The following is a 13,260-nucleotide window of genomic DNA, read 5'->3' as shown; positions in this document are numbered from 1 at the left end:
GGCCACGATGCCGCGCAGGCCGGCGACGTCGGTGGCCAGCACCACCGCGTCGGCGGCCAGCCGGCGGCCCGCCGTCGTCGTGACCGTCGCCCCGTCGTCGGTCGACACGGTGTCCACCGTGGTGCCGGTATGGAATTGCACGCCCAGCCCCTGCAGGTAGGACCTCAACGGGTTCCACAGCGCCACGTCGAAGTTCGCGTTCGCGACGTCGAAGATCAGGCCCTCGCTGGAACCCAGGAAGTAGATGTGGAACATGGTGACGAGCTCGCCCGCCGACAGCGCCTCCGGGCGGGCGAAGAAGCTGCGGGCGAACACCTCGAACGCCAGATGCCGGGCCGCGTCGGGAAAGTTGATGTCGCGCAGGAACGTCGCGGCGTCCCGGTCGTCGAGCACCCGGTAGGTCTGCGGCACCGAGACCGTCGCCAGCGGGGCGGCGGCCTTGGCGTCCAGCGCCATCAGGTCGCGCAGCGTGAACGTCGGGCTGCGCAGCGCGAAAACCAGCGCGTTGAGCGGTGGAGCGGTCGGCAGCCCGCGGAAGGTGTCCACCCGGCCGGCACCGTCGATCAGCGGGTAGTCCTCGACCGGGGTCAGCGCCGCGAGCTGGCTGTCGCTGCGCCGCAGCAGCGCGCGCAGGTTGTAGTACTGGCGGAAGAACGCGTGGAAACCACGGTTCATCGCCCCCGCTGAGCCGTCGGCCAGTGTGTCCGGCCAGCCGCCCACCCGGCCGCCCAGGTAGTCGTGCTGCTCGACGACCTCGACGTCGACACCGCGTTCGGCCAGGCCACACGCCGCGGCCAAGCCGGCGATACCGGCGCCGACGACGACCACGCGGGGGCGGGGCGTGCCGTCGGGGACCCGCAGCCGCCCCGGTGCTGCGGGAAGCGTCTGAGTGCGTCGATCCACCCGTCACACACTCCCATACCGGATCCGGTTCGCCCACGCTTTGCCCAGCCCGGCCACCGCCACCACCAACCGGCGGGGTTTGCCCACGGTGGCACGTTGGCTGAAGATCTCGAAGTCGATGGCCTCGATTCGATCCAGGATCTCGGAGTACAACGTCAGCGCGGCCGACACGCACGGACGCGATGCCGGTGCCAACGCCCTGATTCCGGGTCGGGCCTGCTCGTAGACCGCACGGGTGATCGCGTGCTGCTCGGCCAGCGCGGCCCGCAGCCGCGCATCGGTGCGCCGGTTGGCCTGACACCAGCTCAGCAGGTCGCGGTCCACCCCGTGGGCGGCCAGTTCGTCAGCCGGCAGGTACACCCGGCCACGGGACAGGTCCTCGTCGACATCGCGAAGGAAGTTGGTCAGCTGGAACGCTTTTCCCAGCGCGGCCGCGTAGGGCGCGGCCTCCTCCCGGGGGATCACCGTGCCCAGCACCGGCAGCATCTGCAGGCCGATCACCTCGGCCGAGCCGTACATGTAGCGCTCCAGCGACTTGCGGTCCGGGTAGTCGGTGACGGTCAGGTCCATCCGCATCGAGGCCAGGAAGTCGTCGAACAGGTCCCAGCCGATTTCGTAGCGGCGCGCGGTGTGCACCACCGCGGTCAGGGTCGGGTTGTCGTCGCCGGACCGGTTCTCCACCAGGCTGTTGAACAGCCGGGTGGACAGCTGCTGCAACTGCTCGGCGCGTTGTTCGGGGCTACGCGGGTCGAAGTCGTCGAGGATGTCGTCGGCGCCGCGGGCGAATCCGTAGAGGGCGTGCACCGCGGGGCGCTGCCGCGGCGCCAGCAGCCGGGTGGCCAGGAAGAACGTCTTGCCGTGCGCGGCGTTGACCGTTCGGCAGTGTTCGTAGGCGGCGCGCAACGAGGGTTCCCGTACGCCGGCGGCATCGAGTTCGGTGCTGATCATGAGCGGTTCACCTCTGAGATCGGACTTGCAGCGACGACACCGGTGATCCGGTCGGCAGCCAGCCGGCCCGACAGGATCGCGGTCGGGACCCCGACACCGGGGACCGTCGAGGAGCCCGCGAGCACGACGTTGTCGGCGCCGCGGACGGTGTTGGCCGGCCGGAACGGCCCGGTCTGGGCGAAGGTGTGCGCCAGCGCGAACGGTGAGCCCGCCGCCATGCCCTGGCGGCGCCAGTCGGCCGGGGTGACGACGTGCAGGATCTCGGCGTCCTCGCCGACGCCGGGCATCCGGGACCGCACCGCGCCCAGCATCTGGTCGACGTAGCCGGATTCGGCGGCGTCCCAGTCCACCGTTCCGACATCGGTGTTGGGCGCCGGGGCCAGCACGTAGAGCAGGTCACGCCCGGCCGGGGCCAGCGACGGGTCACCGGCGCTGGGCCGGGTCACCAACAGGGACGGATCACCCATCACCCGGCCGTCGTCGATGATGTCGCGGAACGTCTGGCGCCACGCGTCACCGAACAGGATGGTGTGGTGGCCGACCCCGGGATCAACTGCGGCGCAGCCGACATGGGCTACGACCGCCGATGGCGCCGCCCGGTGACGCAGCAACCGCCGCGGGGTGCGGCCCAGCATGCGGTAGGTGTCGGGCAGCTCGGTGGTGAGCACCACGGCGTCGGCCGGCACCCGCTGCCCGTCAACGGTGCGCACCGCACTCACCCGGGAGCCGGCGAACTCCAGCTCCGAGACGGTGGCACCGTACACGAATTCGACACCGGCGTCGGCGGCGGCCGCGGCCATCGCGTCCGGCAACGCACGCATCCCGCCGCGCGGGAAGTACACCCCGGCCACGGTGTCCATGTAGGCGATCACCGCGTACACCGCCAGGGCGCTCTGCGGCGGCACCCCGGCGTAGAGCGCCTGGAAGGTGAACACCCGCAGCAACCGTTCGTCGTGGATGAACTTGCGCATCAGCGGTTCCCAGCGCCGGAATGCGCCCAGGGCGATCAGCCGGGCCAGCTGCGGGGTCAGCAGCGACAGCGGCGAGTCGAAGTTGGCGGCGATGAATCCGTCGAACTCGGTGCGGTAGAGCTTTGTCAGCCAATCCCGCAGCCGCAGATAGCCGTCCGCTTCGGCACGGCCGGCGAACCGCTCGACCTCGGCGGCCATCGCAGCGGCATCGGTGTGCACCGTCAACGCACTGCCGTCGGCGAAGTCGGCGTGGTAGGCCGGTGCGACCGGGTCCATCGGCAGACAGTCGGTCAGCGAGCGGCCGACCGCGGCGAACGCGTCGTCGATGATGTCGGGCATGGTCAGCACCGTGGGCCCGGTGTCGATGCGGTAGCCGCTGATGTCGGCGCGGCCGACCCGCCCGCCCGGATGCTCACCGCGCTCGACGACGGTCACCGCACGGCCGCGTCCAGCCAGCTGCAGCGCCGCCGACAGGCCGGAGAGCCCGGCGCCGACGATCACGACGCGGTCGGTCTTTCCGGTCACGGTGCGCATCACGCCGCCCGCTGGGTACAGGCGACGGCCATGTCGGCCAGCGCCGCGCGGGGACGCTCGGGGATGTCGGCGCGCTCGAGGTGGCTCAGCGCCTCGGCGTGCCGGTCGGCGATCAGGTCCTCGATGCGCTGCACCGCACCACTGGCCACAATCAGGTTTCGCCACCGCTCGACGGCCGCGGCGTCGAGGACGGGGGTGTTCATCAGATCGGCGAGCTGGCGGCGCAGTCCGGGGTCGGCCATCTCGTAGGCGGCCACGATGACGCTGGTCGCCTTGTGGTCCTCCATGTCGGTGCCAGTGGGCTTGCCGGTCAGCGACGGGCTGCCGAACACCCCCAGGATGTCGTCGCGCAGCTGGAAGGCCTCCCCGATCGCCGATCCGTAACCCGACAGGGCGTCGAGCACGCCGCGACGGCACCCGGCCATCGCCGCGCCGATCTCGAGCGGGCGGCGAACGGTGTAGTTGCCGGACTTGCGGCGCAGCACATCGAGCACCTCGTCCAGTGTCGGATATGTGTGGCAACTATTGACCAGATCGCAGAATTGACCGATGGCCAATTCGGTGCGCATGGCGTCGTAGCGCGGCCAGACGCGGGCCAGCGCGTGCTCACCCACCCCGCTGCGGCGCAGCATCTCCTCGGCCCACACCAGGCACAGATCACCCAGCAGGACCGCCGCGGACTCGCCGAATCGCTGTGCGGACCCGGCCAGGCCCCGCTCGGAATGCCACCGCGCGAACACCACATGGGCGGCGGGCGCCGAGCGGCGCATCGGTGAGCCGTCCATGACGTCGTCCTGCATCAATGCGAACGCATGCAGCAGCTCCAGGCTGGCCGAGGCGCGCAGCGCGGCGTCGTCGTCCTCGGCGCCGCACAACCAGCCCAGATACATGAACGTCGAGCGCACGTACTTGCCACCCTCGAGAAAACGGCACAACAGATCGCCGGCGACTGCGACACCGGCGTCACCGAGCCGGGTGGCGCATTCACCGCGCACGAACTGATCGACGTGCTCGCGCACCGTCTCGCGCACGTCATCGCGCCAGGCGGCCAAGCCGACCGACGATCCACCCCATCCGTTCGACGCCATCAGGCGCGCCCCCGATCGCTCTCCCCTGTCCAACGACCGCTCCTTCTGTGATGGTCCCACCAGACCTGTCACTTGTGCATTCGAAGCAGTAGCCGAAACGGATGGGTTGTCTCCGGAAGATTATTTACGCGCGGCGTGGCGGCCCGGCGGCCGCCGGACCAGCGGGGCGGGTGCCCACCAGTTCCACCGGCCCATCAGATGCATGAATGCGGGCAACAAACCCATCCGCACCAGCGTGGCGTCCACCAGCACGGCCAGCGTCAACCCCAGCCCGAACATCCGCATGAACGAGACCTGTGCGGCGATCAGCGCGCCGAACGAGATGGACATGATCAGCGCCGCCGCGGTGACCACCCGCCCGGTGTGGGCCAGCCCCAGCGCGACGCTCTCCTCGTTGTCGGCCCGGGTACGCCCGCTGGCCAGCCAGAACTCGCGGATCCGGGCGATGATGAACACCTCGTAGTCCATCGACAGACCGAACGCGATGCAGAACAGCAACACCGGCATGTTGGCCACCAGGGTGCCGGTCGGGGTGGTGCCGAACGCACCGAGGTGGCCCTCCTGGAAGATCCACACCAGCGCGCCGAACGCCGCGGTCAGCGACAGCACGTTGAGGATCAGCGCCTTGATGGGAAGCACGATGCTGCCGGTCAGGATGAACAACAGCCCGAATGTGACGGCCGCGATGGCGCCCAGCACCACCGGCAGCCGCGCCTCGATGGCGGTCACACTGTCGCGGTTGACCTGCGCCATCCCGGTGAACGCCACCTCGCGCCCGCCGGGCCCGGGCAACGCGCGCAGCGCGTCGAGCTGGACCTCGGAGGCCTCCGAGAACGCCGCCGCGGTGCTGCCGACGGTGAGAAACGCCGCACCGTCGGCGGTTCCGGTGGCCCCCGACGGCGGACCGACCCGGCGCCCGTCGGCGTAGGTGCCGCTCGGCGCACTGACCGTCGACACGTCCGGCACCCGGGAGGCGGCCACCGCATAACGGGCGAAATCCGGTGGGCTCAGCCCCGCGGCGTCGGGCACCACCACCGTCACGGCTGCCTCGGCGTTGTCGGCGAACCGAGTGCGCAGCATGTCGCCGACCTGGTGTGCCGACGCCGACGACGGCAGCACCCGTTCGTCCGGCAGTCCCCACTCGACCCGCAGGAACGGCACCCCCAGCGCCAGCAGAACCGCCGTGCCGGCCACCCCGACCACGACGGCCCGGCGGGTGACGAACTTCGTCGACCGGTACCAGAACCGCTGCTGCGGGTCGGTGGGCTCGGGGCGGCGGCGCAGCAACCGGCGCACGTCCAGCGCGTCGAGCCGCTCCCCCAGCAGCACGATCGCCGCGGGCGTCACCAGGATCGCCGCCAGCGCGCACAACGCGACCGTGGCCACCCCGGCGTAGGCGAACGACCTCAGGAAGTACATCGGGAACAGCACCATCGCCGCCATCGACAGCGCCACGGTCAACGCCGAGAACAGCACGGTGCGACCCGCCGTGGTCAACGTGGTGATCAGCGCCTGGTCGCGGTCGGCGCCAGCGGCGACCTCGTCGCGGTAGCGGCTGACGATCAGCAGCGTGTAGTCGATGGCCAGGGCCAGCCCCAGGGCGGTGGTCAGGTTCAGCGCGAAGATCGACACGTCGGTGCCCAGCGCGATCAACCGCAGCACCGACATCGACCCGACGATCGCCAGCGCGCCGACCGCCACCGGCAGCGCGGCGGCCGGCAGCCCCTTGAACACCCACACCAGCACCAGAAAGCTCAGCGGAACGGCGATGGCCTCCATCACCAGGACATCGCGCAGGGTCTGGGAGTTGATCTGGGAGTACACCATCGCCGAGCCGCCGGCCCGCACCTCGACACCGTCGAAGCCGGGTGCGACCGTGGCGTCGATGTCCTCGGCGATGGCGCGGGCCGCCTGCGGGGCTTCGTCCTCACCACCACGCAGCCCGGCGATGATCAGTCCGGTGGCTTCGTCGTTGCTGATCAGCCTCGCGGCCGCCGGCGGGGGCGCGGTCCACGCGGAGACGACGTCGATGACGTTCGGATCTGCGGCGAGCTGGTCGGCGATGCGCTGCGCGGCGGGCGCGGCTGCGATCAGGTCACCGCCGCGTGCGGTCAGGGTGAACACCAGCTGCAGTTCGCCGCGGCCGAACGTCTCGGTCAGGACGCGGGTCGCGGCAGCGGACTCCGATGTCGGATCCTGGAATCCCCCGGCGGTGAGGCTGCCCGCCACCGGGATACCGAACACCGCCGCGGCAGCCATCAGCACCGCTGCGGCCGCCACGATTCGACGGGGCGCAGCGATGGCCAGCATGGCGATTCGGTGCAGCAGTGTTGACCCTCACGTCAGTACCCTGCCTGCAGCGTGCGTCAATTCGCGGTCGCGGGAAAGCGGGCGCGGTGATTCGTCAGCGACCTGTCAGGAGTCGACCGGTGCCGCCGGGGACGAGACCGAACCCCTCCCAGCCCCGCGAAAGAGCGTGTATTCCGTCGGCGATCGCGGTTCCAGCAACTATTTCCGTGTACGACGCGCGCAGTGGAAACCGGAACCGTATATTTCGCGCATGGCAATCACGGAGGACGCGGCGACCCCGGCTGTCGGCGACAAAGGCCTGCAAGCGGGGGCGCTCGGTCTGGTCGGCAACATCGTCATCGGGCTCGGCGCCGTCGCACCCGCCTACAGCCTCGCCGCCACGCTCGGCTACGTCGTGTTGCACGTCCAGGAAAAGGCGCCGGCGATGTTCGTGCTGGCGTTCATCCCGATGCTGCTCGTCGCGTTCGCCTACAAGGAACTGTCCCAGGACACCCCGGACTGCGGCACGACCTTCACCTGGGGGGTCAAGGCGTTCGGGCCGTGGGTGGGCTGGATCGGCGGCTGGGGCCTGGCGGTGTCGGCGATCATCGTGCTGGCCAACGTCGCCGAGATCGCCGCGGTCTACCTGTTCGAATTCCTCGGCCTGGGCGCCCTTTCGGAGAACCTGTACACGAAGGTGGGCCTCGGCGCGTTCTTCATCATCGCGATGACCGCGGTGTCCGCGCGCGGAATCGTCGTCAGCGAACGGGTGCAGAACATCCTGATCGCGATCCAGTTCGGCGTGCTGATCACCGTCAGCGTCATCGCCCTGGTGCGGGTCTACACCGGCACCGCCGGAGCGCAGGCCGTGATGCCGGAGCTGTCCTGGCTGTGGCCCGGCGGGCTGGACGCCTCATCGATCGCCGCGGCGATCATCCTGTGCATCTTCATCTACTGGGGCTGGGATGCCTGCCTGGCTGTCGGCGAGGAGACCAAGGATCCGGGCAAGACACCCGGCATCGCGGCGTTGATCACCACGCTGATCCTGGTGTGCACCTACGTGCTGGTGGCCTTCGCGGTCCAGTCCTTCGCCGGCTTCGGCGATGTCGGGATCGGCCTGAACAACGCGATGAACACCGACGATGTGCTCACCGTGCTCGGCAAACCCGTCGCGGGCACCATCGCGGCGTCGGCGCTGCTGCTGACCGTGTCGGTGTCGGCGTTGTCGTCCACCCAGACCACCATCCTGCCCACCGCGCGCGGGACCCTGTCGATGGCCGTCTACGAGGCCATCCCGAAGCGCTTCGGCTACGTGCATCCGCGGTACATGACCCCCGCGTTCGGCACCATGGTCATGGGCGTCTCGGCGCTGTTGTTCTACCTGGTGCTGACATTCCTGTCGGAGAACGCACTGCTGGACTCGGTGGCGTCGCTCGGTCTGGCGGTGGCGTTCTACTACGGCATCACCGCGTTCTCCTGCGTGTGGTACTTCCGCCGCACCCTGTTCGCCTCCGCGCGGAACCTGTTCTTCCGTGGCATCTTCCCCGCACTGGGCGGCCTGGCGATGACGTGGGCGTTCGTCCAGAGCGCCACCGACATGATCCAGCCCGACTACGGATACACCGCGTTCGGATCGATCGGCGGGGTTTTCGTGCTCGGCGTCGGCATGCTGGTGCTCGGCATCCCGCTGATGCTGCTGTGCTTCGCCTTCGGCACCAAGCGCTTCTTCCGCGGCGAGACACTCAACGCCTCGACCGAAGTCAAAGTCCCCGACACCTTCTGAACAGGCAGGCCTCGCAATGCATCTGACCGTCGGCTACCTTGCCACCCCGACCGGCGACGACGGGATCGCGCTGGCCAGCGCTCTCGCCAAGACCTTCGACGCGACGGTCGACGTCGTCCTCGTCGTGCGCGAGGAACTGCCCGACGGTCACCCCGGACGGGCCGAGTACCAACAGTGGCTCGTCGACCGCGGAGAGCAGTGGGTGGCCCGGGCCCTGGGCACGCTGGCCGCCGACGGGGTCACCGCGAGTTCGACGGTGCTGGTCGGAGAGTCGTTCGCGCAGAATCTGATCGAGTTCGCCGAGCAGAAGAGCTCCGACCTGATCGTGGTCGGCGGGGCCCGCGACGGCTTCTTCGGCCGGCACACCATCGGCCCGGTGACCGGCGCGCTGCTGCACACCTCACCGATCCCGGTGGCGCTGGCCCCGCGCGGCTACGCCGAGGACCCCGACGACTCGTTCGACGCCGTTACCGCGGCGGTGCCCACCCGGCCCGGTGAGGACAATCCGCTGTCGTTCGCACTGACCCTGGCCAGCGCGGCACAGCTGGAGATCCGGATGCTGTCGCTGGTGTCGATGGAGAACCTCGCCGAGGCCGAGAACGCCAAGGAGGTTCGGGCGCTGCAGGTCACCGCCGCCGAGGAGAACCTCGTCGCGGCCGCCCGGGCGGTGCCCGAGGCGCCGGACATCGAATCGCTTGTCGCCGACGGCATGACGCTGGAATCGGCGCTGAAGAAATTGAACTGGGACGACGGCGACCTGCTGGTGGTCGGTTCGGCTCGATTCGCCGCGCCGCGCCGCGTCTTCCTCGGATCCACCGCCGCGCGCATCCTGGCCGGGGTGGACGTGCCGGTGATCGTGGTGCCGCGGGCCTGAGGTCTCCCGAGCGCGGCGCCCGCCTACCGCTTGGCGAATATCGTTCGGTGCCACTCCTTGTCGGACACCCCGGTGATGTCGCTCATCACGTGCTTGATCGACAGGTACTCCTCGAGCGAGTACTGGCTCATGTCCTTACCGAAGCCCGAGGCGCCGAACCCGCCGTGCGGCATCTCGGAGATGATCGGGATGTGGTCGTTGATCCACACACACCCGGCGTGGATCTCCCGCGCGGCCCGCTGGGCGCGGTAGACGTCACGGGTCCACGCCGAGGCGGCCAGCCCGTAGGCGGTGTCGTTGGCCTGCCGCAACGCGTCGTCGTCGTCGGTGAACGGGCGCACCGTGAGCACCGGGCCGAAGATCTCGTCGCGCCACACCTCCGAGGATTCCGGCACGTCGGCGATCAGCGTGGGCCGGTAGAACGCGCCGGGCCCGTCCGGCGCCACCCCGCCGGTGACGATCCGGCCGCCGTCGGCCGGCGCGCGCTCCACCATGCCCGCGACCTTGGCCCGGTGTGCCAGCGTGATCAGCGGACCGATGTCGGTGTCGGGATCGTCCGGATCACCCAGGACGATCTTGTCCATCACCTCGGCCACCCCGGCCACGAAGTCGTCGTAGAGGTCGACCGACACGATGGCGCGGGTGGCCGCGGTGCAGTCCTGCCCGGTGTTGATCAGCGCGCCGGCGACCGCGCCCTGGATGGCGGCGTCGAGGTCGGCGTCGTCGAACACCACGAACGGCGCCTTGCCGCCCAGCTCCAGCTGGGTGCGGTGGCCGTGCACCGCCGCGGCCGCCATCACCTTGCGCCCGACCGGCGTCGACCCGGTGAACGTCACCATGTCCACGTCCCGGTGGCCGGCCAGCGCGGCCCCGATGTCCGCCCCGGCGCCGGTCACCACGTTGAGCACACCGTCGGGCAGTCCCGCCTCGGTGGCCAGCCGGGCCAGCGTCAACGTGGTCAACGGGGTGATCTCGGCCGGTTTTATGACCACGCTGCAGCCGGCCGCCAACGCGGGCAACACCTTCCACACCGCCATCTGCAGCGGGTAGTTCCACGGCGTGATGGTCGCGACCACTCCGACGGCCTCGCGGCGAATCGACGAGGTGTGGTCGCCGGAGTACTCGGCGGAAGCCTTGCCCTCGAGGTGGCGGGCGGCCCCGGCGAAGAAGTCGATGTTGTCCACGCTGCCCGGCACGTCGAACTCACGGGCCAGCCGGACCGGCTTGCCGCACTGGGCGACCTCCTCGGCAACCAGGGCGTCGGTGGCCTCGTCGGCCAGCTTGGCGAGTTTGGCCAGTACCGCCGAGCGTGCTGCCGGGGTGGCACCGGCCCACCCGGGTAGCGCGGCGCGCGCTGCAGCCACCGCGGCGTCCACATCGGCAGGTCGGGCCAGCGCGAACTCGGCGACGGCGGCGCCGGTGGCCGGGCTGATCACGGTGTGTGTGGCGCCGCCGGCGCGCACCGGCGCCCCGTCGATCCAGCTGCCGGCCACCGTCTGCGAAGAAACCACGCCCATCAGGCCACGCTATCGCGTGCACCGCCCGATGACCACGGAAAACCTACGTATTACCGCAGCGCCAGATACTCGCTACGCGTGATTTCATAGTTGTGGTTGCCCGGGACGACGGATTCCGTGCACAATCGACGGCATGGCTAACCCGGGAATTCCGCACGCCGTCGGCCCCGGCTCGTTCCGCGTCAACCAGTCCCGGCCCGGCGCCGCCTTCCAGCTCGACGAACTGTCCAAGGCGATCATCGAGAACCTGCAGCAGGACGGCCGGCGCTCCTACGCGGGCATCGGCAAGGCCGTCGGGCTGTCCGAGGCCGCCGTGCGCCAGCGCGTGCAGCGCATGGTCGACGCCGGTGTCATGCAGATCGTCGCGGTGACCGATCCGATGCAGTTGGGGTTCGCCCGGCAGGCGATGATCGGCATCCGCTGCACCGGCGACACCACCAAGGTAGCCGAGAAGCTCGCCGCGATCCCGGCGGTGGACTACGTGGTGCTCACCGCCGGGTCCTTCGACGCGATCGTCGAGGTGGTCTGCGAGGACGACGACGGCCTGCTCGACCTGCTCAACACCCAGATCCGCGCACTGCCGGGAGTGATATCCACAGAGACGCTTGTCTACCTGAAACTTGTTAAGCAACAATACAATTGGGGAACACGATGACAACTATCGATATCGAGCCGCAGGCGTCGCCGGACTTGAACGCCAAGGCCAGCCGCCACCTGTGGGGCCACTTCGCCCGGCACGGCGCCGGCATCACCCCGCCGATCATCACCCGCGGCGAGGGCGTGCACATCTGGGACGACAAGGGCCGCCAGTACATCGACGGGCTGTCCGGGCTTTTCGTGGTGCAGGTCGGCCACGGCCGCAAGGAGCTCGCCGAGGCGGCGGCCAAGCAGGCCGAGACGCTGGCTTTCTTCCCGCTGTGGTCCTATGCGACCCCGACGGCGATCGAGCTGTCCGAGCGCATCGCCAACTATGCCCCCGGTGATCTCAACCGGGTGTTCTTCACCACCGGCGGCGGCGAGGCCGTCGAGACCGCCTGGAAGCTGGCCAAGCAGTACTTCAAGCTGAAGGGCAAGCCGGGCAAGTACAAGGTGATCTCGCGGGCCATCGCCTATCACGGCACCCCCCAGGGTGCGCTGGCCATCACCGGCCTGCCGGACTTCAAGAAGCCGTTCGAGCCGCTGACCCCCGGCGGGTTCCGGGTGCCGAACACCAACTTCTACCGCGCACCCGCGCCGTACGACACCGACATCAAGGCCTGGGGCGAGTACTGCGCCGACCGTGTCGCCGAGGCCATCGAGTTCGAGGGGCCCGACACCGTCGCCGCGGTGTTCCTCGAGCCGGTGCAGAACGCCGGCGGCTGCTTCCCGCCGCCGCCGGGATACTTCGAGCGGGTCCGCGAGATCTGCGACGAATACGACGTGCTACTGGTGTCCGACGAAGTGATCTGCGCCTACGGCCGGATCGGTTCGATGTTCGCCTGTGACGACTTCGACTACGTGCCGGACATGATCACCTGCGCGAAGGGTTTGACGTCGGGGTACTCCCCGATCGGCGCGATGATCGCCAGCGACAAGCTGTTCGAGCCGTTCAACGACGGCAAGACGACCTTCGCGCACGGCTACACCTTCGGCGGGCACCCGGTGTCCTCGGCGGTGGCGCTGGCCAACCTCGACATCTTCGAGCGCGAGGGCATCAACGATCACGTCAAGGAGTCCGCACCGGCGTTCCGCGCGACGCTCGAGAAGCTCTACGACCTGCCGATCGTCGGCGACGTCCGCGGCGAGGGCTTCTTCTACGGCATCGAGCTGGTCAAGGACAAGGCCACCAAGGAGACCTTCAACGACGAGGAGTCCGAGCGGCTGCTGCGCGGGTTCCTGACCCCGGCGCTGTGGGAGGCGGGTCTGTACTGCCGCGCCGACGACCGCGGCGACCCGGTCGTGCAGCTGGCGCCGCCGCTGATCTGCGGGCAGCAGGAGTTCGACGCGATCTACGAGATCCTGCGCGGCGTGCTCAGCGAGGCCTCGGCGCGGATGTAGCCCGGAGGTAGCGCGGATGTAGCCGCAGGTGCCCCCCGGCGCCCCCGCCGAAACGGCATTCCGGCAGCAAAAGTGCGAGTACGCGCCTGCCGGAATGCCATTTCGGCGACACTCGGGGGGTGGTGATCCGTACGCCGAAGCCGCCGGTCGATCCGGTGCGCTGGCAGGCCCCTCCGGTGGACCCGCTTCCCGACTTTCCCGCACCGCCGGTCACGCTGGTGCCGGTGCCCGGCGGCGAGCCGGAGGACGTCCGGGTCGACACCGACGGGCGGCTGTGGGCCGGCGCCGCCGACGGCAGCATCGTGCGGCTGCAGCC

Annotated in this window: 10 protein-coding genes and 1 pseudogene; 5 read left to right on the top strand and 6 right to left on the bottom strand. The window is 69.8% G+C overall.

Annotation, left to right across the window (positions count from 1 at the left end):
• The 5 genes from ACXAID_RS23305 to ACXAID_RS23285 all read right to left on the bottom strand — a co-directional run.
• On the bottom strand, window positions 1-903 hold a 903-nt coding region (locus tag ACXAID_RS23305; protein ID WP_475024556.1), incomplete at its 3' end, for an FAD-dependent oxidoreductase.
• 3 nt (window positions 904-906) lie between these two features.
• Entirely contained in the window at window positions 907-1,851 is a 945-nt protein-coding gene (locus ACXAID_RS23300; RefSeq protein ID WP_475024555.1) for a phytoene/squalene synthase family protein, read from the bottom strand.
• Window positions 1,848-3,356, bottom strand: coding sequence for a phytoene desaturase family protein (gene crtI, locus ACXAID_RS23295; protein ID WP_475024554.1), 1,509 nt, complete (start codon window positions 3,354-3,356; stop codon window positions 1,848-1,850). Before crtI ends, ACXAID_RS23300 begins: the two co-directional genes overlap by 4 nt.
• Window positions 3,356-4,444 carry a polyprenyl synthetase family protein gene (locus ACXAID_RS23290; protein ID WP_475024553.1) on the bottom strand — a complete coding sequence of 363 codons (1,089 nt, stop codon included), beginning with the start codon at window positions 4,442-4,444 and terminating at the stop codon, window positions 3,356-3,358. Before ACXAID_RS23290 ends, crtI begins: the two co-directional genes overlap by 1 nt.
• A gap of 120 nt (window positions 4,445-4,564) precedes the next feature.
• Window positions 4,565-6,772: an MMPL family transporter gene (locus ACXAID_RS23285; protein ID WP_475024557.1), complete on the bottom strand. Its 2,208-nt coding sequence runs from the start codon at window positions 6,770-6,772 to the stop codon at window positions 4,565-4,567.
• Between the two features lie 232 nt (window positions 6,773-7,004).
• Between ACXAID_RS23285 and ACXAID_RS23280 the strand changes: the two genes are divergently transcribed.
• Together ACXAID_RS23280 and ACXAID_RS23275 are read left to right on the top strand one after the other, a co-directional pair.
• The gene (locus tag ACXAID_RS23280) at window positions 7,005-8,516 is read left to right on the top strand and encodes an APC family permease (RefSeq protein WP_475024552.1); all 1,512 of its coding nucleotides are present in this window, start codon (window positions 7,005-7,007) and stop codon (window positions 8,514-8,516) included.
• A gap of 16 nt (window positions 8,517-8,532) precedes the next feature.
• A complete protein-coding gene (locus ACXAID_RS23275; protein ID WP_475024551.1) occupies window positions 8,533-9,390 on the top strand; it encodes a universal stress protein in 858 nt (285 codons plus the stop codon).
• Between the two features lie 23 nt (window positions 9,391-9,413).
• Here ACXAID_RS23275 and ACXAID_RS23270 read toward each other — a convergent pair whose 3' ends face one another.
• On the bottom strand, window positions 9,414-10,907 hold the full coding sequence (locus ACXAID_RS23270) for a gamma-aminobutyraldehyde dehydrogenase (protein WP_475024550.1): 1,494 nt from the start codon (window positions 10,905-10,907) through the stop codon (window positions 9,414-9,416).
• Window positions 10,908-11,040: 133 nt separating this feature from the next.
• Here ACXAID_RS23270 and ACXAID_RS23265 point away from each other — a divergent pair, with 133 nt between their 5' ends.
• From ACXAID_RS23265 to ACXAID_RS23255, 3 genes and pseudogenes are all read left to right on the top strand, one after another.
• Window positions 11,041-11,562 carry an Lrp/AsnC family transcriptional regulator gene (locus tag ACXAID_RS23265; protein ID WP_475024549.1) on the top strand — a complete coding sequence of 174 codons (522 nt, stop codon included), beginning with the start codon at window positions 11,041-11,043 and terminating at the stop codon, window positions 11,560-11,562.
• On the top strand, window positions 11,559-12,944 hold the full coding sequence (locus ACXAID_RS23260) for an aspartate aminotransferase family protein (RefSeq protein ID WP_475024548.1): 1,386 nt from the start codon (window positions 11,559-11,561) through the stop codon (window positions 12,942-12,944). Before ACXAID_RS23265 ends, ACXAID_RS23260 begins: the two co-directional genes overlap by 4 nt.
• Window positions 12,945-13,069: 125 nt before the next feature.
• Window positions 13,070-13,260 (top strand): annotated as a pseudogene (locus ACXAID_RS23255) (SMP-30/gluconolactonase/LRE family protein); the annotation flags it as partial.

This window comes from Mycobacterium sp. ABE4_509, from assembly GCF_056160785.1.
The sequence above is the reverse complement of the archived record's forward strand: the minus strand, read 5'-3'. Positions and strand labels throughout refer to the sequence as shown.